General features: G+C 63.1%; 24 protein-coding genes. 9 read left to right on the top strand and 15 right to left on the bottom strand.

Annotated features, from left to right (window positions below):
• Nucleotides 1-177: 177 nt before the first annotated feature.
• Nucleotides 178-867, bottom strand: a complete 690-nt coding sequence (phoB, locus tag IEC33019_RS26800; RefSeq protein ID WP_003253341.1) for a phosphate regulon transcriptional regulator PhoB — start codon at nucleotides 865-867, stop codon at nucleotides 178-180.
• 175 nt (nucleotides 868-1,042) lie between these two features.
• On the opposite strand from phoB, the gene IEC33019_RS26795 reads away from it, so the two are divergent.
• Nucleotides 1,043-1,414 carry a COG4315 family predicted lipoprotein gene (locus IEC33019_RS26795; RefSeq protein WP_070093397.1) on the top strand — a complete coding sequence of 124 codons (372 nt, stop codon included), beginning with the start codon at nucleotides 1,043-1,045 and terminating at the stop codon, nucleotides 1,412-1,414.
• Nucleotides 1,415-1,486: 72 nt separating this feature from the next.
• Here IEC33019_RS26795 and ubiA read toward each other — a convergent pair whose 3' ends face one another.
• Nucleotides 1,487-2,377: a 4-hydroxybenzoate octaprenyltransferase gene (gene ubiA, locus IEC33019_RS26790; RefSeq protein ID WP_070093396.1), complete on the bottom strand. Its 891-nt coding sequence runs from the start codon at nucleotides 2,375-2,377 to the stop codon at nucleotides 1,487-1,489.
• Complete coding sequence (locus IEC33019_RS26785; RefSeq protein WP_070093395.1) at nucleotides 2,377-2,934, bottom strand: chorismate--pyruvate lyase family protein; 558 nt, start codon at nucleotides 2,932-2,934, stop codon at nucleotides 2,377-2,379. The genes ubiA and IEC33019_RS26785 overlap by 1 nt, the downstream gene beginning before the upstream one ends.
• Before the next feature lie 186 nt (nucleotides 2,935-3,120).
• On the opposite strand from IEC33019_RS26785, the gene IEC33019_RS26780 reads away from it, so the two are divergent.
• The 4 genes from IEC33019_RS26780 to IEC33019_RS26765 all read left to right on the top strand — a co-directional run bounded on the left by IEC33019_RS26780 (nucleotide 3,121) and on the right by IEC33019_RS26765 (nucleotide 5,487).
• On the top strand, nucleotides 3,121-3,288 hold the full coding sequence (locus tag IEC33019_RS26780; RefSeq protein ID WP_011536423.1) for a rubredoxin: 168 nt from the start codon (nucleotides 3,121-3,123) through the stop codon (nucleotides 3,286-3,288).
• 31 nt (nucleotides 3,289-3,319) lie between these two features.
• Nucleotides 3,320-4,468: an NAD(P)/FAD-dependent oxidoreductase gene (locus IEC33019_RS26775; RefSeq protein WP_070093394.1), complete on the top strand. Its 1,149-nt coding sequence runs from the start codon at nucleotides 3,320-3,322 to the stop codon at nucleotides 4,466-4,468.
• Nucleotides 4,469-4,657: 189 nt separating this feature from the next.
• Nucleotides 4,658-4,957 (top strand): HU family DNA-binding protein, encoded by a 300-nt coding sequence (locus IEC33019_RS26770; protein WP_070093393.1) that lies wholly within the window; start codon nucleotides 4,658-4,660, stop codon nucleotides 4,955-4,957.
• Nucleotides 4,958-5,112: 155 nt separating this feature from the next.
• On the top strand, nucleotides 5,113-5,487 hold the full coding sequence (locus IEC33019_RS26765) for a helicase (protein ID WP_070093392.1): 375 nt from the start codon (nucleotides 5,113-5,115) through the stop codon (nucleotides 5,485-5,487).
• A gap of 122 nt (nucleotides 5,488-5,609) precedes the next feature.
• Here the strand turns inward: IEC33019_RS26765 and IEC33019_RS26760 are convergent, their stop codons facing one another.
• The 6 genes from IEC33019_RS26760 to exbB form a co-directional block, all read right to left on the bottom strand.
• Nucleotides 5,610-7,013 carry an aminoacyl-tRNA deacylase and HDOD domain-containing protein gene (locus tag IEC33019_RS26760; RefSeq protein ID WP_070093391.1) on the bottom strand — a complete coding sequence of 468 codons (1,404 nt, stop codon included), beginning with the start codon at nucleotides 7,011-7,013 and terminating at the stop codon, nucleotides 5,610-5,612.
• 141 nt (nucleotides 7,014-7,154) lie between these two features.
• Complete coding sequence (gene recG / locus IEC33019_RS26755) at nucleotides 7,155-9,233, bottom strand: ATP-dependent DNA helicase RecG (RefSeq protein ID WP_070093390.1); 2,079 nt, start codon at nucleotides 9,231-9,233, stop codon at nucleotides 7,155-7,157.
• A gap of 3 nt (nucleotides 9,234-9,236) precedes the next feature.
• Nucleotides 9,237-10,163, bottom strand: coding sequence for a hydrogen peroxide-inducible genes activator (locus IEC33019_RS26750; RefSeq protein ID WP_043209907.1), 927 nt, complete (start codon nucleotides 10,161-10,163; stop codon nucleotides 9,237-9,239).
• Between the two features lie 94 nt (nucleotides 10,164-10,257).
• Nucleotides 10,258-10,992: an energy transducer TonB gene (locus tag IEC33019_RS26745; RefSeq protein WP_070093389.1), complete on the bottom strand. Its 735-nt coding sequence runs from the start codon at nucleotides 10,990-10,992 to the stop codon at nucleotides 10,258-10,260.
• On the bottom strand, nucleotides 10,989-11,417 hold the full coding sequence (gene exbD / locus IEC33019_RS26740; RefSeq protein ID WP_070093388.1) for a TonB system transport protein ExbD: 429 nt from the start codon (nucleotides 11,415-11,417) through the stop codon (nucleotides 10,989-10,991). The genes IEC33019_RS26745 and exbD overlap by 4 nt, the downstream gene beginning before the upstream one ends.
• Nucleotides 11,418-11,420: 3 nt before the next feature.
• Entirely contained in the window at nucleotides 11,421-12,392 is a 972-nt protein-coding gene (gene exbB, locus IEC33019_RS26735; RefSeq protein ID WP_070093444.1) for a tonB-system energizer ExbB, read from the bottom strand.
• A 191-nt stretch (nucleotides 12,393-12,583) separates the two neighbouring features.
• Between exbB and IEC33019_RS26730 the strand changes: the two genes are divergently transcribed.
• A complete protein-coding gene (locus tag IEC33019_RS26730; RefSeq protein WP_070093387.1) occupies nucleotides 12,584-13,441 on the top strand; it encodes an NAD-dependent epimerase/dehydratase family protein in 858 nt (285 codons plus the stop codon).
• Nucleotides 13,442-13,559: 118 nt separating this feature from the next.
• On the opposite strand, the gene IEC33019_RS26720 is transcribed toward IEC33019_RS26730, so the two are convergent.
• The 5 genes from IEC33019_RS26720 to IEC33019_RS26700 all read right to left on the bottom strand — a co-directional run bounded on the left by IEC33019_RS26720 (nucleotide 13,560) and on the right by IEC33019_RS26700 (nucleotide 18,322).
• Nucleotides 13,560-14,285, bottom strand: a complete 726-nt coding sequence (locus IEC33019_RS26720; RefSeq protein ID WP_070093443.1) for a hypothetical protein — start codon at nucleotides 14,283-14,285, stop codon at nucleotides 13,560-13,562.
• A gap of 56 nt (nucleotides 14,286-14,341) precedes the next feature.
• On the bottom strand, nucleotides 14,342-14,722 hold the full coding sequence (locus IEC33019_RS26715) for a RidA family protein (RefSeq protein ID WP_043209898.1): 381 nt from the start codon (nucleotides 14,720-14,722) through the stop codon (nucleotides 14,342-14,344).
• A gap of 21 nt (nucleotides 14,723-14,743) precedes the next feature.
• The gene (gene spoT / locus IEC33019_RS26710; RefSeq protein WP_070093386.1) at nucleotides 14,744-16,852 is read right to left on the bottom strand and encodes a bifunctional GTP diphosphokinase/guanosine-3',5'-bis pyrophosphate 3'-pyrophosphohydrolase; all 2,109 of its coding nucleotides are present in this window, start codon (nucleotides 16,850-16,852) and stop codon (nucleotides 14,744-14,746) included.
• Between the two features lie 59 nt (nucleotides 16,853-16,911).
• Entirely contained in the window at nucleotides 16,912-17,175 is a 264-nt protein-coding gene (gene rpoZ, locus IEC33019_RS26705; protein WP_008091595.1) for a DNA-directed RNA polymerase subunit omega, read from the bottom strand.
• A gap of 274 nt (nucleotides 17,176-17,449) precedes the next feature.
• Nucleotides 17,450-18,322: a LysR family transcriptional regulator gene (locus IEC33019_RS26700; RefSeq protein WP_070093385.1), complete on the bottom strand. Its 873-nt coding sequence runs from the start codon at nucleotides 18,320-18,322 to the stop codon at nucleotides 17,450-17,452.
• A gap of 208 nt (nucleotides 18,323-18,530) precedes the next feature.
• Between IEC33019_RS26700 and IEC33019_RS26695 the strand changes: the two genes are divergently transcribed.
• From IEC33019_RS26695 to IEC33019_RS26685, 3 genes are all read left to right on the top strand, one after another.
• Nucleotides 18,531-19,913, top strand: coding sequence for a glutamine synthetase family protein (locus IEC33019_RS26695; RefSeq protein WP_070093384.1), 1,383 nt, complete (start codon nucleotides 18,531-18,533; stop codon nucleotides 19,911-19,913).
• Between the two features lie 4 nt (nucleotides 19,914-19,917).
• On the top strand, nucleotides 19,918-20,691 hold the full coding sequence (locus IEC33019_RS26690; RefSeq protein ID WP_099594092.1) for a gamma-glutamyl-gamma-aminobutyrate hydrolase family protein: 774 nt from the start codon (nucleotides 19,918-19,920) through the stop codon (nucleotides 20,689-20,691).
• A gap of 112 nt (nucleotides 20,692-20,803) precedes the next feature.
• Nucleotides 20,804-22,348 (top strand): APC family permease, encoded by a 1,545-nt coding sequence (locus IEC33019_RS26685; RefSeq protein WP_070093382.1) that lies wholly within the window; start codon nucleotides 20,804-20,806, stop codon nucleotides 22,346-22,348.
• Nucleotides 22,349-22,380: 32 nt separating this feature from the next.
• Here the strand turns inward: IEC33019_RS26685 and gmk are convergent, their stop codons facing one another.
• On the bottom strand, nucleotides 22,381-23,037 hold the full coding sequence (gene gmk, locus IEC33019_RS26680) for a guanylate kinase (protein ID WP_070094710.1): 657 nt from the start codon (nucleotides 23,035-23,037) through the stop codon (nucleotides 22,381-22,383).
• Nucleotides 23,038-23,046: the final 9 nt, after the last annotated feature.

The following is a 23,046-nucleotide window of genomic DNA, read 5'->3' as shown; positions in this document are numbered from 1 at the left end:
GGCGAATCAGGGTCGCGTGCCAGTTCTGGTTCAATTGAGGGGATCCTTCGGATCCGGCTGCAAGTTGCGAGCTACAGGCTGCAAGAAGAGGCGGATCTGTGGTGCTTTAAGTCCATTTTTCTGCCTGGCGCTGCCTGCTTCATCTTGCAGCTTGAGGCTGGAGGCTTTCGGCTGCTCCTAGCTTTTGGTCGAAAAGCGGTAGCCGGTGCCTCGGACGGTTTGTACCAGATTTTCGTAGGCTTCACCCAACGCCTTGCGCAGGCGACGGATATGCACGTCGACGGTGCGCTCCTCGACGTAGACATTGCCGCCCCAGACCTGGTCAAGCAATTGGCCTCGGGTGTAGGCGCGCTCCTGGTGAGTCATGAAGAACTGCAGCAGGCGGTATTCGGTGGGGCCCATCTCGGCAGGCTTGCCGTCGATGGTCACGCGGTGGCTGATCGGGTCGAGCAGCAGGCCGCCCACCTCGATGGGGGCTTCGCTGTCGCTGGGGCCGGTGCGGCGCAGCACGGCCTTCAGGCGCGCCACCAGCTCGCGAGGCGAGAATGGCTTGGTGATGTAGTCGTCGGCGCCGACTTCCAGGCCTTGGATCTTGTTGTCTTCTTCACCCTTGGCGGTGAGCATGATGATCGGGATGTCGCCGGTCAGTTCGTCGCGCTTCAGGCGACGGGCCAGCTCGATGCCCGATGTGCCAGGCAGCATCCAGTCGAGCAGGATCAGGTCCGGCTTGCGGTCGACGATGATGGCGTGGGCTTGCTGGGAATTTTCGGCCTCCAGACAGTCATAGCCGGCCATTTCCAATGCAACGGCGATCATCTCGCGAATGGGCGCTTCGTCGTCGACGATCAGAATGTTTCTGCCAACCATTGCTTAAAACCTCTCCCAGGAACTGTGTCTTGGCCCGCATTAGATAACGGAATTATTGCAGCTGTGTGACAGGACATTGGCGATTCTGGCGACATTCCATGACTGGACTAGGCTTTAACGGGCCGCCAAGGCGGTAGGTAAACCCCACTACACCCCCCGAACCATGGTGATTCCAATGACACGACATACGCTGAGCTGGATGGCCCTTTTCGCTGCGCTGGCGCTACCGGGGGTGGCATCGGCCCACCACGCGATGGAAAAGGACGGCATGTGGGTCGATCATGCTGGCATGACCCTCTACACCTTCGACAAGGACGCCGACGGCAAGTCCATGTGCAACGGCGAATGCGCCAAGAACTGGCCGCCGCTGATGGTCAAGGCCGAGGACGAGGCCGCCAAGGACAAGTGGACCCAGGTCACCCGTGATGACGGGACCAAGCAGTGGGCCTATGACGGCAAGCCGCTGTATACGTTTATCAAGGACAAGAAAGCCGGGGACAAGACCGGTGACGGCGTGAAGGACGTCTGGCATATCGCCAAGCCCTGAAACGTACCGCTGATTGAAGGATGCCGGATAACCTGTGGGAGCGGGTAAACCCGCCCCCACAGGGGGCAGGGCTCAGCGCAACGCGTAGTCCAGCACCACGCCGATGAAGATCAGCATCCCCGCCCAGTGATTGTGCAGGAACGCCTTGAAGCACGATTCCCGGTCCAGCTTGCGCGTCGACCAGTACTCCCAGACGAAGCACACGGCGGCGGCCAGCAGGCCCAAGTGGAACCACCCGCCCATGTCGAAACGACTGCCCGCCAGCAACAGGCAGCCCAGCGACAGCATCTGCAAGGTCAGGATGATGATCCGGTCGGCCTCGCCGAAGAGGATCGCCGTGGACTTCACACCGATCTTCAGATCGTCGTCGCGGTCCACCATCGCATAGTAGGTGTCATAGCCCACGGTCCACAGCAAGTTGGCGATGTAGAGCAGCCAGGCACTGGCCGGCAGTTCACCCCCCGCGGCAGTGAACGCCATGGGGATACCCCAGGAATAGGCCGCGCCCAGCACGACCTGGGGGTAGTAGGTGTAGCGCTTCATGAACGGGTAACAGAATGCCAAGGCCACCGCGCCGAACGAGAACCACACCGTGCGGGCATTGGTGCACAACACCAACAGGAAACTGACCCCGACCAAGATGGCGAACAGCATCACGGCTTCGCGAGGCCTCACCCGGCCGCTGGCCAACGGTCGGTCGGCGGTGCGTTTGACATGACCATCGACCTTGCGGTCGGCGAAGTCGTTGATGCAGCAGCCGGCGGCGCGCATCAGCACCACGCCAAGGCCGAAGATCAACACGTTGGCCAGCGTTGGTGAGCCGTTGCCGGCGATCCACACCGCCGACAGGGTGGGCCACAGCAACAGGTAGATGCCGATCGGTCGGTCCATGCGGCTGAGCTGGATGAAGTCCCAGGCCCGGGGGTGCAGGCGGTTGAATGACTTGAGCAGTTGCAGGTACATCAGCGGGTTTCCTCCTTGGCCGCTTGCCACAGGGCCGGCAGGAACACCTCGGCCACCAGCAGGTCCAGGCCATCACGGGCAAAGCGCGAACGCCGTCCCCACAAGTCGGCATGGCGCGCTTCGGGCGGCAGCCAGGTCTGTGGATAACCACAGACTTCGATGGGGTGGCGCGTGAAAGCCTGATCGCAGAACAGTAGCTCGCCCAGCGAGCGGCTGCCCAACGTCTCGAGGTCCAGGCCGCCGCGCTCCAGGGCGCTGCGACCTGCCACGCTGCGGGCGAACACCCAGGGCTGGCCATGGCCGCGCAGGTAGACTTCGCGCACCCAGCCTTCTTCCCCAGGCGCCAGGCCCAGGGCTTGGCACTCGTCGTCACGCAGGGGCTGCCAGCCCTCGAACAGCGGGGTGACGGCGAAGTGATCGCGGGAGAGGTGGGTCAGGCGGCGAGTCAGGGAGCCTTCGTCGAAGAGCCAGTCGAGAATCGACGGGTCGATGCCGGCAGCCAGCTGTGAATACGGCAGCCACGCGACAGCGGCTGCTTGCGGGGTTTCGTACGGCACGTCGGTATGCTTGTTACAGCCAGAGAGGCGGCGAGCTTAGCATGATTGCCCCGACTGCTTGCATACTGGTCGCAGGGCCAGTACAAAGCCCCCACGAATTGCGCGGTAGCCCCTTCGCGGTTGTTCGAGGTATCCCGGGGCTGCCCGCTGTGACGAACGCCTGAGCCTGTACCGAGGAAAGACCCCATGAAGAAGTGGCAGTGCATTGTCTGTGGCCTGATCTACGACGAGGCCGAAGGCTGGCCAGACGACGGCATCGCCCCGGGCACTCGCTGGGAAGACGTGCCGGAAGACTGGCTGTGCCCCGACTGTGGCGTTGGCAAGAGTGACTTTGAAATGATCGCCATTGGCTGATCACCCCCCTGTTCAGCGAGAGGAGCACGACATGACGTCCCCTGTGGTGATCATCGGTACCGGCCTTGCCGGCTACAACCTGGCCCGCGAGTTTCGCAAACTCGACGGCGACACGCCGTTGTTGCTGATCACCGCCGACGACGGTCGCTCCTACTCCAAGCCCATGCTTTCCACCGGCTTTGCCAAGCAGAAGGATGCCGATGGCCTGTGCATGGCCGAGCCTGGCGCCATGGCCGAGCAGCTCAAGGCCGAGATCCGCACCCATACCACCATCAGTGGTATCGACCCAGGCCACAAGCGTCTGTGGATCGGGGAAGAGGCCGTCGAGTACCGCGACCTCGTCCTGGCGTGGGGTGCTCAGACCGTGCAGGTGCCGATCGAGGGCGATGCGCCCGAGCTGGTCTTCCCGATCAATGACCTCGAGGACTATGCGCGCTTTCGCGCCGCCGCAGCAGGCAAGCGCCGGGTGCTGATACTCGGTGCAGGTCTGATCGGTTGCGAGTTCGCCAATGACATGAGCCTTGGCGGCTTCGAGGTCGATGTGGTCGCACCTTGTGAGCAGGTGATGCCAACCTTGCTGCACCCGGCTGCGGCCGGTGCGGTGCAGGCAGGCCTGGAAGGGCTGGGCGTGCGCTTTCACCTGGGGCCAGTGCTGACCCGTCTGCAGCGTGACGAGCAAGGTCTGCAGGCGCACCTGTCCGATGGCCGGGCGATCGCCTGCGACCTGGTGGTATCGGCCATCGGGCTGCGTCCGCGCACAGACCTTGCCGCTGCCGCGGGCCTGCAGACGAACCGGGGTGTGGTGGTGGACCGGCAGTTGCGTACGTCCCACGACAACATCTTCGCCCTGGGTGATTGCGCCGAGGTCGACGGTATCAACCTGCTCTATGTCATGCCGTTGATGACCTGCGCCCGGGCCTTGGCCCAGACCCTCGCTGGCAACCCTACCGCTGTTGCCTATGGGCCGATGCCTGTGACCGTCAAGACGCCAGCCTGCCCGCTGGTGGTTTCGCCGCCTCCACCAGGGCGTGAAGGCGTTTGGCAGGTCGAGGGGCAGGGCGCTGACCTCAAGGTGCTCTGCCGCGATGCTGCTGGCCAATTGCTGGGCTATGCGCTGACCGGGGCGGCGGTGATGGAGAAGCTGGCACTGAATCGGCAGTTACCGCCCCTGATGGCGTAAATGGCTGGCGCTCTGTCGGGTATGCCCTGTTCTTGGCGCGACAATGGCCACCCAAGTACTGGCGCGGCTTCGGTGAGCGTGCCATTCTCACTCCCGTCTGCCGCAGATTAGAGCCTGCGGTGCCTTGAACGCTGCTTCGCGAAGCAGCACGGCAATAACAACAAGAAATCCCGTACAAGAGGCTTCACTATGCGTAAACCAGAACTCGCCGCTGTTATCGCCGAAAAGGCCGACCTGACCAAGGAAAAGGCCAACCAGGTCTTGAATGCGATCCTCGACAGCATCACCGGTGCGCTGGACAAGGACACTGTCACCCTGGTCGGTTTCGGTACTTTTGAAAAACGTCATCGTGGCGCCCGCACCGGCAAGAACCCGCAGACCGGTCAACCCGTCAAGATCAAAGCCAGCAACACCGTTGCCTTCAAGCCTGGCAAGAACCTGCGCGACAGCATCAATCAGCCCGCCAAGCCTGCCAAGAAAGGCAAATGATCCATTACCGATAACAGCAGTTATCCAAACGGGCGCCTTGGGCGCCCGTTGTACATTCAGACGCCTGGAAAATCGTCGAAACAGCAGATTTGTATTTCGCGACCGATAAAAGGATAAACTGCGCCGCTCAGTCACTTTTTAGTCGAGGCGTGTTGATGAAGTTTCGCTTCCTGCTCTGGGCCATGGGCCTGCTGATGGCCAGGGCCAGCCGCAACAATCCGGCGTTCCAGCAACAATTGCGCGACAAGGAGCTGGTGTTCCAGATGCAGACGCTCGATGGTCGGATCGGCCGGCATTTCATCGTCAGCGGTGAGCGTGTCAGCAGCAAAGGGGGCCTGCACCCGCAGCCGGCCTTCGCCATCGCCTTCAAGGACGCCGCGTACGGTTTCGCGACGCTCCAGGCCAGCAACAAGCAACTGGCCTTCATGCAGGGGATTCAGGACAAGAGCATTCAGATCAAGGGTAATCCGGCCTTGGTCATCTGGTTCCAAGGCCTGATGAAATACCTCAAGCCCAAGAAGAAGGGCTGATTCGGCCTATACCTGAGTGGGAGCAACGGTCTTGCCCGGTGGTGTCTTCTTCGCGGGTAAACCCGCTTCCACAGGGCTGCCGTGGGCCAGGTGGGGGGGGACCCGCGAATAGGCCGGTGCGTTTACTGCGGGGCGTGGAACTGCGAGGCCAGTTCGCGCAGCAAGGCCTCCGCCTCCAGCACCTTGTTCACCACATCGTCGGCCTTTTCCCGGGTCAGGTTCAGCCGTTCCAGCAGGGCCTCGGGGATCTCCTCCTGAGGGCCCGAACCGATGCCGCGTGCACGCAACAGGCGAATCGCCAGGCACACCAGGTTGGGGAACGCCGAGTTCTCACCCTCGTAGCTCGGGTCGTGCTGGAAGCGCAGCGCCGTGCACAGCTCCTCGGGCATGTCCCACAGCTTCATCAGCCAGGCGCCGATCTGTTCGCGGCTGATACCCAGCAGGTGTTGCTCCACATAGGTGTGGCACAGGTGCGGGTTGACCTCCAGGTGGCGGCAGATCAGCGAGAAGTGCGGCGGAAACACATGTGCCAGCAACAGATAGCCGAAGTTGTGCAGAAGGCCCGCAAGGTAGGTCAGCCCTGCCTCCGGACGTTCGGCCCGAGGCATGGCGCGGGTCAGGCCTTCGATCACCGCGGCGGTGTAGATCGACTGTTGCCAGTAGGGCGTGGCTTGTTGTGGGTGATCCTTGGGCAGGCTCAAGGTCTTGCCCAGCGCCAGGCCCAGGGCGAGGTTGATCACCAGGTCGAAGCCCAGCACGCGAACGATGGCGTCTTCCACTGAACGGATCTTGCCGGGTGAGGCGTAATAAGGCGATGCCGCCCAACTGACCACTTGGGCGGCCAGAGCGGGGTCGGTTTCCACTACGCCGGTAATGTCATCGATGCTGGCATTGGGGTCGACGCGCAGTTTGATGATCTTCTGCGCGGTGTCCGCCAGTGGTGGGATCTCGATGGTCTGTTCCAGGCGTTGCTGGATGCGGCGTGCGGTAAAGGCTTGAACGGCCTGGGTGATTTCCTTGGGGTCATCATCCGGTCGGTCAAGGTTGGGGCGGATGTCGTGGGTCTGTTCGCCGAAGTTGCCTGCGCTGGCTTTGTTCAACATGCCTTTGAACGCATCGCGTGGAATCTCCAGCAGCAAGCCGGGCTCCCCAGACTGGATCAGCAGGTTGTCGACTTTCAGCAGGCTGGCTTCATAGAGGCACGGGTAGCTGGTCAGTGCCGGGATCCCCGGCAGGGTCTTGAGGGCATGCTTGTCGAGCATGTGCGCGAGGCGTGCGACGGGTACGGCCACCAGCTTGCGGCCGGTGAGTTCGGCCAGGCGGTTCAGGTCCAGCAACTGGCTCTGCGGGAACAGCACCATCAAGGCGCCGACTTCGTCGTCGAGAAGAATGGCCTGGACTCGTGCGTCGGCCGGCAACCTTGCATGCTCGGGCACTTCGCGGTACGGCACGCCGAGCTTGTCGAGCAACAGCCGAATGACAGAGGGTGCGTGTGGGGTCGAAGTATCCAGGGCAACTTCAGTCATGGTCTGAGTCCAAGGTTTTCTTTTAAACGCGGAGTATAACCATCCAGCGCGACAACTGGATCCATTATGCGTCGATGGTGGCCCAGGCAGCGTGAGGCTGCAAAACAGCCTCGCGGGTTTGGGTGCATTTCGTGATCGGTATCACACCTGTCCGTACTGCTGGCCATGGCGCAGCCAGCGATCCAGCAGTGGGCTGACATGGCCGGGCCAACGGGCCAGCAAGGCCTGGGCTGCATCACGCACGGCAGGGAGCAGGTCCGCGTCGCGCATCAGGTCGGCCACCTTGAACTGCAGCAGGCCGGTCTGGCGGGTACCGAGCATTTCGCCGGGGCCGCGCAGTTCCAGGTCTTTCTCGGCGATGACGAAGCCGTCGTTGGTTTCGCGCATGATGCCCAGGCGTTCGCGGCCGATCTGCGACAGAGGCGGGTGATAGAGCAGCACGCAATGGCTGACCGCGCTGCCCCGGCCCACCCGGCCACGTAGCTGGTGCAACTGGGCAAGGCCCAGGCGCTCGGGGTTCTCGATGATCATCAGGCTGGCATTGGGGACGTCCACGCCAACTTCGATCACGGTGGTCGCCACCAGCAACTGAAGGTTGCCGGCCTTGAACTCGGCCATCACCGCGGCTTTTTCCGCCGGTTTCATGCGCCCGTGGATCAGGCCGACCCGTAGCTCGCCCAGGGCGCTGCCCAGTTCCTCAAAGGTGCTTTCGGCCGCCTGGCAGGTCAGTTCCTCCGACTCTTCGATCAGGGTGCAGACCCAATACGCCTGGCGTCCTTCGGCGCAGGCCGCGCGGACCCGCTCGACCACTTCGAAGCGCCGGCTGTCAGCCACCAGCACGGTGTTGACCGGGGTACGGCCAGGGGGTAGTTCGTCGAGGATCGAGGTGTCCAGGTCGGCATATGCGCTCATGGCCAGCGTACGAGGAATCGGGGTGGCGGTCATGATCAACTGGTGCGGGCAGAGCGCGCCGTCTACGCCTTTTTGGCGCAAGGCCAGGCGCTGCTGGACGCCAAACCGGTGTTGCTCGTCGATGATCGCCAGGGCCAGGCGGCGGAATTTCACTTCCTCCTGGAACAGCGCATGGGTGCCGACCACCATCGGCACGCCGCTGGCGATCTGTTCCAGGGCGCTGGCGCGGGCCTTGCCCTTGAGCTTGCCAGCCAGCCAGGCCACCTCGATGCCCAAGGGCTCGAGCCAGCGTTTGAAGGTCAGGTAGTGCTGCTCGGCGAGAATCTCGGTGGGCGCCATCAGGGCCACCTGATAGCCGGCTTCCAGGGCCTGCAAGGCGGCGAGGGCGGCGACCACGGTCTTGCCAGCGCCCACGTCGCCCTGAACCAGACGCATCATTGGCTCTGGCTGGCTAAGGTCGTAGGCGATCTCGTTGCCGACGCGTTGCTGCGCGCCGGTGGGGCTGAAGCCCAGGTTGGCCAGATACTGGGCCGGCAGACGGCTAGCCTTGGGCAGTACCGGGGCACGCAGGGCGCGCAGGCTTTCACGCAGGCGTTGCTGGGAAAGTTGATGGGTCAGCAGCTCTTCGAAGGCCAGGCGATGCTGGGCCCAATGCTGGCCTTCGGCGAGTTCGTCGAGGTCAGCGTCGGCAGGTGGGTTGTGCAGGTAGCGGATCGCATCGTCCAGCGGCGCCAGATGGTAATCCCGGGCCAATTCGTCGGGCAGCCAATCTGGCAGGCTGCGCGGGCCGAGCATGGCCAGGCTCTGCTGGCACAGCAGGCGCAGCCGTTGTTGGGTCAGACCTTCGGTGCTCGGATAGATCGGCGTCAGGGTCTGTTCGACGGGCGGCGCGGGTTCACTGCCATTGAGCGCGCGGTACTCCGGGTGATAGATCTCCAGCCCTGAGGCACCGGGGCGGGCCTCGCCGTAGCAGCGCAAATGGGTGCCACGCTTGAGGCCTTCCTTCTGGGCATTGCTGAAATGGTAGAAGCGCAGGCTCAGCACGCCGGTGCCGTCCCCCAGGCGCACCACCAGGCTGCGACGCTTGCCCATGGTCACGTCGGCACCGCTGACCACCCCTTCGATCACCGCATCCTGGCCTGGGCGCAAAGCCCCGATAGGCACCACGCGGGTTCGGTCCTGGTAGCGCAGCGGCAGGTGGAACAGCAGGTCTTGGAGGTTCTCCAGACCCACTTTGGCCAGCTTCTCGGCCATGGCCTCGCCGACACCCTTGAGGGTGGTGACCGGGAGAGTCGACAGCTCGGTCATGGGTCAGGCCGATTTTTCCGCAGGCGGCTTGGCTACCGAGCAGAGGCGGATCGAGTCGGCGAGGATCTCGATGGCCTTGGGCCGCGGGAAGCTGGCGCGCCAGGCGATGGCCACGGTGCGGAATGGCGAAGGCGCCGTGAGCGGGCGTACTTCGATCACGCCCGGGGCGTAATGGTGGCTGTGTACGGCCGACAGCGGCAGGATCGACACGCCAAGGCCGGAGGCGACCATGTGGCGGATGGTTTCCAGCGAGCTGGATTCGACCGTGGTGTGCTTGGAGCCTTCGCCACCCTTGTTGATGGTCGGGCAGGCCTCCAGTACCTGGTCGCGGAAGCAGTGACCTTCGCCGAGCAGCAGCAGGCTCTTGTCATTGAGCATGGCCGTGTCGATGGTCTTCTTGGCGGTCCAGGGGTGATCGGCGGGCATCAGCGCGTAGAACGGCTCGTCGTACAGCGGCAGCGTCAGCACGTCGGCTTCGTTGAACGGCAGGGCGATGATCACGGCGTCCAGCTCACCATTGCGCAGCTTCTCGCGCAGCACGTGAGTGAAGTTCTCTTCGATGTACAGCGGCATCTGCGGGGCGACCCGGTGCAGCTGCGGAATGAGGTGCGGGAAGAGGTAGGGACCGACGGTATAGATGGCACCGACCTTGAGCGGTGCGGTGAGCTGGTTCTTGCCGGCCTGGGCGAGTTCGCGAATACCCTGGGCCTGCTCCAGGACCTTCTGCGCTTGGGCAACGATGCTTTCGCCGACCGGGGTCAGGCGCACCGCGCTCTTGCTGCGCTCGAAGATCAGCACGCCAAGCTCGTCCTCGAGTTTCTTCACACCAACCGACAGGGTCGGCTGGCTGACATGGCAACGCTCGGCGGCGTGGCCGAAATGCTGCTCCTGGGCGAGTGTGACGATGTAGCGTAATTCTGTAAGGGTCATAACGTGCGTCCATGAAGTTGCGGCCCCAGCATAGCGGCTGCAATCGATAGACGCACGTTATCAGACTTGCTGTTTTGTGACAGAAACAAAAGTATCAGCGACGGTCCAGCGAGTAGACGAACGGCGCTACAACTTCGATCTGACCATTGTTCAGCAATTCCTTCGGCGGCTTGGGCACTGGTTGTGCCCGGCGGATCATCTCCAGGGTCGCCCGGTCCAGCGCTGCGCTGCCCGAACCACCGGCCAGCGCGAACGACAGCACCTTGCCCTCGGCGTCGACCACGAAACGCAGCCGGTTGATACCTTGCAGGCCGCGGCGGCGAGCGTCCTCCGGGTACCGCTTGTATTTGGCCAGGTGACGCAGCAAGTCGCTCTGCCAGGTCGGCAGGGCATTGCTGTTGGACGCGATGCTCGGTGCCGGTGCCGCCGATTTTTGCGGTGGCGTGTTGCTTGGCGGTGTGTCCGCGACTTCTTCCTTGGCCGGTGGCAGATCCTTTGGCGGCTCGGGCTTCTTCTCAGGCTTGGGCGGTTGAGGCTTGGCCTTGGGCTTGGGCGGCTTTGGGATGGCGATCTTCGGCTTGGGCGCTTCCACCAGCTTGGGCAGCGGCGCTTCTTCAACCGGTGCTGGCGGCTGTGGTGCGGCCTTGGGCGGTGGTGGTGGCGCCGGTGCGGGCAGCGGCGCCAGCTCGACCATCATGGCCGCTGGCGGCAGTTCCACGGCCTGGGGCACCGACCAGTTCAGGGTCAGCAGCACTGCCAGCACGTGCACGCTCAGCACGATCGCCAGGCTGACGCCGTAGCGCGCCAGGTTGGACCGTGTCGTTGTCATTGCTTGGCTGCCGTTTCTAGACCGACCAGGCCGACCTTGAGGTAGCCGGCGGCGCGCATGGTGTTCATGACTTCCATCAGGTCGCCGTAATCAACTCCCTTGTCGGCCTGGAAGAAGATCGTGGTTTCCTTGTCGCCCTTGGTCTTGGCATCGAGCATCGTGCCGAGCTGATCACGCTGAGCCACCTCGTCATCACCGACATAGAGCTTCTTGTCGGTCTTGACGCTGACGAACACCGGCTTCTCAGGCCTCGGTGCCGGTTTGGCGGTGGAGGCGGGCAAGTCGACCTTGATGTCGACGGTGGCCAGGGGAGCGGCGACCATGAAGATGATCAGCAGCACCAGCATGACGTCGATGAAGGGCGTGACGTTGATTTCGTGGTTCTCGGCGAGATCGTCGCCACCTTCGTTGAGATGCAGGCCCATGGCTTACCCCACTTTCACCATGTGCGGGGCGGCGCGCTCGCCACCCTGGTGGTCCAGGTCGCGGCTGACCAGCAGCAGTACCTGGGCCGAGGCATCGGAGACCTGGGCCTTGTAGCCAGCGATGGAGCGGGCGAAGACGTTGTAGATGACCACGGCCGGAATGGCCGCGACCAGGCCCAGGGCGGTGGCCAGCAGGGCTTCGGCGATGCCGGGGGCGACCACGGCCAGGTTGGTGGTTTGGGTCTTGGCGATACCGATGAAGCTGTTCATGATGCCCCAGACGGTACCGAACAGACCCACGAATGGGGCGGTGGAGCCGATAGTGGCGAGGACGCCGGTGCCGGTGCTCATGCTGCGACCGCTGGCGGCGACCAGACGCTCCAGGCGGAAGCTGACACGCTCCTTGATGCCTTCCTTCTCGCGGGCATTGGCCGAGAGGCGCATTTCGTCCAGCGCATCATGGACCAAGGTGTGGGCCAGGGTGCCTGCCTTGTTGGCGACGTCGCTGGCATCCTTGAGACTGGCGGCTTTCTTCAGCAGGGCGACCTCGCCACGCAGGCGACGCTTGGCGCCCATCAGCTCGAAGCCCTTGGCGATCCAGATGGTCCAGGTGATCAGCGAGGCGATGGCCAGGCCGATCATCACGGCTTTGACGACTACGTCGGCGTTCTTGTACATGCCCCAAGGAGACAGGTCGTGGGCCATGCCCAGGGAGGTGTCTTCGACCAGGGCCTGAACGTTTTCGTCCGCAGGTGCCTGAGCATTGGCAGCATCGGCAGGGGTCTGGGCTTCACCGGCCGCGGCCGGGGCGGCAGGTGCTGCCGGTGCGGTCGCCGCAGCCGGGGTATTGGTGGACGGGGTGGCAGGCTCATCGGCCATGGCGGCTGGGGCCAGCACCAGGCTGAGAGTCAGCGCGGCGATGGCGCGCCATGCGCGCGATGTGGTTGGCGAAGCGGAGGGTTGAGTACGTGTCATGCTGGCCGGACCTGATGAAGAAAATGAGGTGACGTTCTCCAAGGCCTCGAGGCAGGCCGAGAACAAATAGGGCGCCATTATTGCAAGTAATTCTTGTTAGCAGAAGTAATAATGTTGCCTTTTTTAACCATCGTCTAGCCGCCTATCGATTAGTCCGGCTAGCGTGAACCATTGGCGCAGGGAGTTGAGAGATGTCAGAACCGTCCGTAGTGATCGTAGGTTGTGGTGATGTCGGCGGTCGCTTGGCTCGCCAGCTACTTGACCAAGGCTGGCGGGTCAGTGGGCTGCGACGTTCGGTTGGGCAGTTGCCTGCGGGGGTACTGCCGGTTGCCGCCGACCTGTCCGAAGCGACCATTCCCGCAGCCTGGCCTGCAGGGTCGCCTGATTACCTGGTGTATTGCGTGGCCGCCAGCCAGCACGATGAGGCTGGCTACCGAGCCGCATATGTCGAAGGGTTACGCCATGTGTTGGGCTGGCTGGCGGAGCGTGGGCAGCGGCCACGGCGGGTAGTGTTCGTGTCCAGCAGCAGCGTGTATGGGCAGGTCGATGGCGAATGGATCGACGAGCGCGCGGTCACCGAGCCCCTAGGCTATTCGGGGCGGGTAATGCTGGAGGCCGAGCAGCTGGCGCTGCACAGTGGGCTGCCAGCCACCATCGTTCGTCTGACCGGCATCTATGGGCCTGGGCGCGAATGGCTGCTAAGCCAGGTGCGCCAGGGCTACCGCGTGGCCGAGACGCCTCCGCTGTACGGTAACCGCATTCACGCCGAGGATGCCGCGGGGCTGATCGCGTTCCTGTTGCAAGCCGATGCCCGGGGAGAGGCGCTGGACGACTGTTATATCGGCGTCGACGACGACCCTGCGCCCTTGGCCGAGGTCGTCGGCTGGTTGCGCGAGTACATGGGTGTGAGTGAATGGTCGGACGAGCAACGCGTGCGGCGTACCGGTAGCAAGCGCTGCAGTAATGCCCGGGCGCGGTCATTGGGCTGGGCGCCGGCGTATCCGAGTTACAGGGAAGGCTATGCGGCCATCCTGGAAGGGAAAAGCTGATACTCGGAGTTGATGCGAATCTCTGTGGGAGCAGGCTTGCCCGCGAAGAATGCAACGCGGGGTATGGCACCGGCTTCGCCGGTGTTCGCGGGCACGCCCGCTCCCACAGGGACGGTGTTCAGTTGAGCTCCAGCACCCACTGGCGCTTCCCGGCTGCCAACTGTGGCTTTTCATCCGGCTGCGCATGGTTTACGGCCTGGAAGATCTCCAGCGTGTCGCCATCGCGCTTGAATACCCACGGCGCGCCGCGTTGGTTGCGCTCCAGCCACAGGCTGTCGTTGCCGCCGCCCATGTCGGCGCAATCGCCCGCCAGGCACAGGGCATAGCGATCGAGATTGGGCAGGCCGGTCACGCTGCCGTTGTCGGCGAAGCGCACCGTTGCACCTTTGCCCGGGCCCTCGACGATCTTCCATTCGCCGCCCAGATAGGCGGTGTACAGCGCCTTTTCAAAGCTGCTGCCAAGCGGTGCGTTGGCGGGAGCTGCCGGCGCCTTCACGAAGGTCTGTTTGTCGCCGGTTTGCGAGGTGACGCGCAGTTTGTCGCCACTGAGGCTCAGTTGCTCGGTCTGACCACCTGTGAAGCTGGCCTGCCACTGGTCTTCCTTGGCGCTCAGGTAACCATCGACTGCCTCGAAGCCGTTGCTGTAGCTGGCTTGCTGGTTGGCGGTGTCGATTTTCCATTCAAGTACCGGGCCCTTTTGGCTCAGGGCTTGGTGCAGGCTGCCACCGTCGGCGGCATCGATGGCGTCCTGGTTGATCCAGGTGCCGTTGTAGTCTTCGGGCTTGTGACTGGCACAGCCGCCCAGGAGCAGGGCTGCCAGTGCAAGGGGCAGGGCATGGCGCATGGTGTAGAACCTTGGGGCAGGGAAGGTGACGGGCAGGGCGCCCGCCACCGGAGGCATCACTCGATGACCAGGATCGCGTCCATCTCGACCTGGGAGCCTTTCGGCAGAGCGGCAACGCCGATAGCGGCGCGCGCTGGGTAAGGCTGCTCGAAGTAACGGCCCATGATCTCGTTGACCTTGGCGAAGTGGCTCAGGTCGGTGAGGAAGATGTTCAGCTTGACGATGTCCTTGAACGAACCGCCAGCGGCTTCGGCGACGGCCTTGAGGTTCTCGAAGACCTGGACGGTCTGGGCTTCGAAGCCCTCGACCAGTTCCATGGTTTTCGGGTCCAGCGGGATCTGGCCGGACATGTACACGGTGTTGCCGGCCTTGATCGCCTGGGAGTAGGTGCCGATGGCGGCTGGGGCCTTGTCGCTGTTGATGACGGTCTTGGTCATGATGACTCCTTGGTTGACGGACTACGTACGCATGCGGGTGATGCGGACCACGCCGGTCAGGGTACGCAACTTCTTGATCACGCGGGCCAGGTGCACGCGATCGCGCACGCTGACCACCAGTTGGACCACGCTGATACGGCCGTCGCGTTCGTCCATGCTGATTTTTTCGATATTGCCATCGGCGGCGTTGACGCTGCTGGCCAGCAGGGCGATCAGGCCACGCTGGTGCTCCAGCTCGACACGCAATTCGACATTGAATTCGCCGGTGATGTCCTTGGCCCAGGAAAGCTGTACGCATTTTTCTGGGTTGTGGCGGATTTCACTAATGTTGCGGCAGTTTTCCAGGTGCACGACCATGCCTTTGCCCGCCGACAGGTGGCCGACGATCGGGTCGCCAGGGATCGGGGTGCAGCACTTGGCGTAGCTGAGCACCAGGCCTTCGGTGCCACGGATGGCCAGCGGGCCTTCTGGCGCGGGCAGTTGCTCGCCTTCGGCGGACAACAGGCGACGGGCCACGACGTAGGCCATGCGGTTTCCCAGGCCGATGTCTTCGAGCAGATCCTCGAGCAGCTCTAGGCGGTACTCGCTGAGGATGGACTGGATGCGCTCCGGCGCAATCTTCTCCAGGCTGCTGTCGAAGCCGGTAAGGACCTTGTTCAGCAGGCGTTCGCCCAGGCTGATCGACTCGGACCGGCGCTGCTGTTTGAGTGCATGGCGAATATGGGTGCGCGCCTTGCCGGTGACCACGAAATTGAGCCACGCGGGATTCGGGCGAGCACCCGGCGCGCTGACGATCTCTACCGTCGAGCCACTTTGCAGTGGCTCGGACAGCGGTGCCAGGCGGCGATTGATACGGCAGGCGATGCAGCTGTTGCCGACGTCGGTGTGCACCGCGTAGGCGAAGTCGACGGCGGTGGAGCCTTTGGGCAGCTCCATGATCCGGCCCTTGGGCGTGAAGACGTATACTTCGTCCGGGAACAGATCGATCTTGACGCTTTCGATGAACTCCAGGGAGTTGCCGGCGCGTTGCTGCAACTCGAGGATGCCCTTGACCCACTGGCGGGCGCGGGCATGGTTGCCCTTGGGCTGTTCGTCCTCGTTGGACTTGTACAGCCAGTGCGCAGCGATCCCGTTGTTGGCCATCTCTTCCATTTCGCGGGTGCGGATCTGGATCTCGATGGGTACGCCATGCATGCCGAACAGCGTCGTATGCAGCGACTGGTAGCCGTTGGCCTTGGGGATCGCGATGTAGTCCTTGAAGCGGCCAGGCAGCGGCTTGTACAGGTTGTGTACGGCGCCGAGCACGCGGTAGCAGGTGTCGACCTTGTCGACGATGATGCGGAAGGCATACACGTCCATGATCTCGTTGAAGGCGCGGCGCTTGCCGCGCATCTTCTTGTAGATGCCATAGAGGTGTTTCTGCCGGCCGCTGACCTCGCCCTCGATGCCGTCCGCGGCCAGGCAGTTGGCCAGCGACTGTTCGATCTTGGCGACGATTTCCTTGCGGTTGCCACGGGCGCTCTTGACGGCGCGGTGGATCAGCGAGGAGCGCATCGGGTGCATCGCCTTGAAACCGAGGTCTTCGAACTCCACGCGCACGTTGTGCATGCCCAGCCGGTTGGCGATGGGGGCGTAGATCTCGAGGGTTTCCTTGGCGATGCGCCGGCGTTTTTCGCCAGAGAGCACTTCCAGGGTGCGCATGTTGTGCAGGCGGTCGGCCAGTTTGACCAGGATCACGCGGATGTCGCGGGCCATGGCCATGGCCATCTTCTGGAAGTTTTCGGCCTGGGCTTCGGCCTTGGTCTCGAAGTTCATCTGGGTCAGCTTGCTGACCCCGTCGACCAGTTCGGCGACGGTCTCGCCGAATTGCTGGCAGAGGGCTTCCTTGGCGATGCCGGTGTCTTCGATCACATCGTGCAGCATGGCGGCCATCAGGCTCTGATGGTCCATGTGCATGTCGGCCAGGATGCTGGCCACGGCCAGCGGATGGGTCACGTAGGGCTCGCCGCTGCGGCGGCGTTGGCCATCGTGCGCCTGTTCGGCGTAAAAATAGGCCCGGCGGACCAGGTTGACCTGGTCGGGGCCGAGGTAGGTCGACAGCCGTTCGGCGAGGGCTTCTATACCCGGCATGGGTTCACCTCCGGCCGAGAGAGAAGGCCTTGTGCCGCACGATGTCGACCAGGCATGGATCAGACAGCCTCGTTGTTCTCGTCCTCGAACGCTGCGAAGACCGGATCTTCGGTGACGATCTCTTCGGCGGCGATGAACTCAGGCGTGACGATACCTTCAGCGATTTCGCGCAGGGCAACGACGGTCGGTTTGTCGTTTTCCCATGCAACGCGCGGCTCTTTGCCGCCGGTGGCCAGCTGACGGGCGCGCTTGGTCGAGAGCATGACCAGCTCGAAGCGGTTATCCACGTGTTCCAGGCAGTCTTCAACAGTTACGCGGGCCATGGTCTTCCTCAGTAGCAAATGCGTTAGGCGTGCAGCCCAGAGTGGGCAGGCGGACTCGATAGTTTAAAAAATCACCAGCCAATAGGGAAGCGCTGTTTTGTCAGGTGGTGGTCTGTCCGGACTATGTTGGCTGCTTCGCGGAACCCCGCAGAGACGCGACGTTGTCCCTTGAGGGCGCGGGCTTGCCCGCGAAAGCGCCGGTGCAGACACCGGCACGCTTGACTCTGACGATAACGGGAGGCAGGGACTGCGCACAAGCCTGCATGGCGCGTTCTCACAACATGGCGTCGCGCAGACGTGGGGTCAACTCTTCGAACAAGGTCTGGACCGAGCGCAGGGCCCGGCAATCCGGGCGGGTCAGCAGCCACAGCTGGGTGTCGCAGCCAGGCAGAGGGCCGCTCAGGGCCTCGACCTCGGGCAGCGCATCGACCATGTAGTCTGGTAATGCGGCTACGCCGAGGCCGGTGCTCACGAGTTGGGCGATGGTCGACATGCTGCTGCACTGATAGCGTGGATTGAGGCCCGGGTACTGCTGGTTGCGCCAGACCACCGTGGGGTGGTCCTGCATCGAATCGTCCGGGGCGATCCACGGTACGCTGCTGTGCGACTCGCCCAGGCGCTCGCGCCACTGGGGCTGGCCGCAAACCACGTAGGACGTGGAGCCCAGGCAGCGGCCGACAAGGTGCTCGGGCGGTGTGTTGGTCAGGCGCAGGGCGATGTCGGCATCGCGTCGACTGAGGTTGGCGAACGTGTTGGAGGTGCCCAATTCCAGCGACAGGGCAGGGTAGTTCGACATGAAATCGGCCAGCGCTGGCAGTAGCAGGCTGTGCATCACGGCTTCGGTGCAGGTCAGACGAACGGTACCGCTGACCACCTGTTCCCCGCTGGTCAGTGCGATGCGCGCGGCATCGAGCGCCTGCTCGGCGCGCTCGGCCTGCTCTGCCAGGGCCTGGGCGGTATCGGTGGGCAGGTAGCCTTTGCGGCTCTTGACGAACAACGCTGTGCCCAGCGCCGACTCCAGTCGGCGAATCGAGCGGAACACCGTCGAGACGTCTACCTTGAGCAGTTCGGCGGCCTTGGCCAGTGATCGACCGCGTTCCAGGGCCAGGACCAGGGAAAGGTCGGCATGGGTAATCTGATATTGCATCGATGCACGCTCTGCTTGCCGAAATGCCAATGTCTGTTGCGTTGAGGCCATTTTATAGTGGAACGGCCCCCGGGAATCAATGCACACCGGGTCGCACCCTATCCCCACGATGGGACAGTGAAAAGAACAACAGTAGCAACCATCGCCGCCCGCGAGGCGCCAGCAGTCTCCCTCCACATCGCCGCCCCGAATCAAAGGATGTACAGCCATGACGTCGGTAATCCCGTGCGCCAGTTCTTCCAGCGAGATGAATGAATTCCTAGAGGCTCATCCGGACACGCAGTTCGTCGATCTGCTGATTTCCGACATGAATGGTGTGGTACGCGGCAAGCGCATCGAGCGCGCCAGTCTGCACAAGGTATACGAGAAAGGCATCAATCTGCCGGCGTCGTTGTTTGCCCTGGATATCAACGGTTCGACCGTGGAGAGCACCGGCCTTGGCCTGGATATCGGCGATGCCGATCGCATCTGCTACCCGATTCCTGGCACTTTGTCCGACGAGCCTTGGCAGAAGCGTCCTACTGCACAACTGCTGATGACCATGCACGAGCTGGACGGCGCCCCGTTCTTCGCCGACCCGCGCGAAGTGCTGCGCCAGGTAGTCGCCAAATTCGACGAACTGGGCCTGGATATCTGCGCAGCCTTCGAGCTTGAGTTCTACCTGATCGACCAGGACAACCTCAACGGTCGCCCGCAGCCGCCGCGCTCACCGATCTCCGGTAAGCGCCCGCAGTCGACCCAGGTGTACCTGATCGACGACCTGGACGAGTACGCCGACTGCCTGCAGGACATGCTGGAAGCGGCCAAGGAGCAAGGCATTCCGGCCGACGCCATCGTCAAGGAAAGCGCCCCGGCCCAGTTCGAGGTCAACCTGCATCACGTGGCCGACCCACTCAAGGCCTGTGACTACGCGATCCTGCTCAAGCGCCTGATCAAGAACATCGCCTACGACCATGAAATGGACACCACCTTCATGGCCAAGCCTTACCCGGGCCAGGCGGGCAATGGCCTGCATGTGCACATCTCGCTGCTGGACAAGAAGACCGGAAAGAACATCTTCGCCAACGAAGACCCGCTCCAGAGCGATGCGCTGCGCCACGCCATCGGCGGTGTGCTGGAAACCATGCCGGCATCGATGGCGTTTCTCTGCCCGAACATCAACTCCTACCGCCGCTTCGGCGCGCAATTCTACGTGCCGAATGCACCGAGCTGGGGTCTGGACAATCGCACTGTCGCCCTGCGCGTGCCGACCGACAGCAGCGAGAACGTACGCATCGAGCACCGTGTGGCCGGTGCCGACGCCAACCCGTACCTGATGCTCGCCGCCATCCTGGCAGGTATCCACCACGGTCTGACCAACCAGGTCGAGCCGGGTGAGCCGATCGAAGGCAACTCGTACGAGCAGCTGGAGCAGAGCCTGCCGAACAACCTGCGCGATGCCTTGCGTGCGCTGGACGACAGCGAAGTCCTCAACCAATACATCAGCCCGGACTACATCGATATCTTCGTGGCCTGCAAGGAAAGCGAGCTGGCCGAGTTCGAAGTGTCGATCTCCGACCTCGAGTACAACTGGTACCTGCACACGGTATAAGCCCATGAGCGCAAATGCGGTCCCTCTGATCGGTGTCAGCGCCTGCCGCCAGCAGGTGGGGAAGAACTCGTCGCACACAGTGGGCGACAAGTACGTGGAGGCGGCCGGCTTCGCGGGGCTGCCGCTGATCTTGCCGGCCCGTGACGGCGGCAGCGACACACAGGCGCTGCTGGCTCGGCTCGATGGCATTCTTTTTACCGGCTCGCCTTCTAATGTCGAGCCGCATCATTACAATGGCGCCCCCAGCGCGGAAGGGACCCGGCACGACACCGCGCGTGACCGCCTGACCTTGCCGTTGCTGCAGGCAGCCATTGCCGCCGGTATACCGGTGTTCTGCATCTGCCGTGGTTTCCAGGAACTGAACGTCGCCCTTGGCGGCACCCTGCACCAGCGCGTGCAGGAGTTGCCTGGCTACCTGGATCACCGAGAACCTGAGGACGCACCGCTTGAGGTGCAATACAGCCCTCGACACCCCGTCGGCGTTACGCCGGGAGGGTTGTTCGAGCGCTTGGGCCTGGCTGCGCAGTTCGAGGTCAACTCGCTGCACAGCCAGGGCATCGATCGTCTGGCCCCTGGCCTGCGTGTCGAAGCAAGGGCCCCGGATGGCCTGATCGAAGCGGTGTCCATGCCTGATGCACCGGGTTTCGTGCTCGGTGTGCAGTGGCACCCGGAATGGCGTTTCGCCGAAAACCCGGTTTCCCGGAGTCTGTTCCAGGCATTCCGTGAGGCCTGCATTGCCCACGCTGCACGGGAGGGTTCAGGCCAGAAAACACTCTGACGTTACCCGAAGGTCTTGGATGACCCGCTCCCTGCAACAGCTTTCAATGAGTGAAAGCGGGCCTTGTTCGCAAGGCCCGTGAAAACAATACCAATAGTTACGGCAAAGACTCATGAGCGAATACACTGAAGCCGGCCGCCCACCCGATGCGGCGACCGACGCAGGCAACACCCAGCGCGCCAGCAAAGGCCTGGCAAAAGGCCGTTTGGGCCTGCTGGCCAGCGTTGTACTGGGCATCTCCACGATTGCCCCTGTCTATACCCTGACCGGTGCCCTTGGCCCCACCGTGCGTGAGGTGGGTGCCCACCTTCCCGCCGTTTTCATCGTTGGCTTCCTGCCCATGCTGCTGGTCGCGCTGGGCTATCGCGAGCTCAATGCCGCGGAGCCGGACAGTGGCACCTCGTTTACTTGGTCGGCACGGGCCTTCGGGCCGATGATCGGCTGGATCGGTGGCTGGGGGCTGGTTGTGGCCACCACCATCGTGTTGTCCAACCTGGCGGGTGTGGCCGTCGATTTCTTCTACCTGTTCATTGCGCAGATCACCGGCCAGCATGAGCTGGCGGCGTTGGCGGACAACTTGTTGGTGAACATCTCCACATGTTGTGTGTTCATCGCCCTGGCGGTGTGGATCTGCTGCCGCGGCATGGGCACCACAATGACCGTGCAGTATGGCCTGGTGGCTTTGCAGTTGCTGGTGCTGATCGGCTTTGCGTTCGCCGCTTTCAGCGAAACCACCGCACCGCCACCGCTGGCATTCGACCTGGCCTGGTTCAACCCGTTTGGCGTGGAGTCTTTCTCGGCGTTCGCCGCAGGTTTGTCGTTGTCTATCTTCATCTTCTGGGGTTGGGACGTGTGTCTGACCGTGAGCGAAGAGTCGATCGGCAGTGACGAAGTTCCGGGCAAGGCGGCCACCTGGACGGTGTTGCTGATCCTGGGTCTGTACTTGGTCACCGCCATCGCCACCCTGCAGTTCGCTGGGATCAGCGATGTTGGCCTGGGCCTGGGCAACCCGCGTATCCAGGAGAACGTCTTTGCACACCTGGCCGGTCCGGTCATGGGGCCTTTGGCGATCCTGATGTCCATCGCCGTGCTGGCGAGCACCGCCGCGTCCTTGCAGTCGACCTTCGTGTCGCCGGCGCGGACCCTGCTCGCGATGGGTTACTACGGTGCTGTGCCGCAGCGCTTTGCCAGCGTCTGCCCGCGTTCGCAGACCCCACGCTATGCCACGATCTGCGCCGGTGTCGCTGCTGGTCTGTTCTACGTGACCATGCGCACCCTGAGCGAGAACGTGCTGGCTGACACCATCACTGCGCTGGGCATGATGATCTGCTTCTACTATTCGCTGACGGCCTATGCCTGTGTCTGGTACTTCCGCCACAGCCTGTTCAGCAGCCTGCGTCACTTCTTCATGCGCGGCCTGTGCCCGCTGGTGGGAGGGGTGATCCTGTCGGTCATCTTCGTGCGCACTGCGATCGACAGTGCTTCGCCGGACTTCGGCAGCGGCTCGCACGTCGCCGGACTTGGTCTGGTATTCGTGATCGCGGCGATCATCTCGGCGCTGGGGATCGTGTTGATGGTGCTGTCACGCAGGCGTGCACCGGCCTACTTCCTGGGCGCGACTTTGCGCCAGCAGGCCAACCTGCAACTGCAGGATTAATGAAAAGGGGCTGCGAACGCAGCCCCTTTTTTTCAGCCGATCAATTGCTTGAGCAGCGCCCCGTGGCGCTGTTGTTGCTGCTGTAGCTTGAGCGCCTCGGCGCGCTGCGCAGCCTGCGAATCCTCATTGCGGTTCGCGCGGAACACTGCCTTGAGGTCTTCCAGTGCATCGGCGAAGTCATCATTGATGATGACGTAGTCGTACTCGTCGTAGTGCACCATCTCGCTGACCGCTTCCTTCATGCGGCCTTCGATGATTTCTTCGCTGTCCTGGCCGCGGTTGTCCAGACGCTGGCGCAGGGCCTGCTGGCTCGGCGGCAGGATGAACACCGACAGCGCTTCTGGCATCAGCTTGCGTACCTGCTGGGCACCTTGCCAGTCGATCTCCAGGATCAGGTCCTGTCCCTGGTCGAGGGCCTGTTGCAGCGCGCTGCGCGAAGTGCCGTAGAAATTACCGAACACCTCGGCATGCTCAAGGAAGTCGTTGCGCTCGATCAGGGCTTTGAACTCGTCATGGCTGACGAAGTGGTAGTTCACGCCGTGCTCTTCGCCCGGGCGCTTGTTGCGCGTGGTGTGCGAAACCGAAACGCTGATGCGTGGATCGTCCTGGATCAGCGCTGTGACCAGGCTGGTCTTGCCGGCGCCGGAAGGGGCCGAGACGATGTAGAGAGTGCCGCTGCTGTGGTTCATGGTAGGGGT

The sequence above is a fragment of the Pseudomonas putida genome, from assembly GCF_002741075.1.
In the GTDB taxonomy this organism is placed as follows: Bacteria; Pseudomonadota; Gammaproteobacteria; order Pseudomonadales; family Pseudomonadaceae; genus Aquipseudomonas; species Aquipseudomonas putida_T.
Note: the sequence above shows the minus strand (reverse complement) of the source record. Positions and strands in the feature narration are given on the sequence as shown.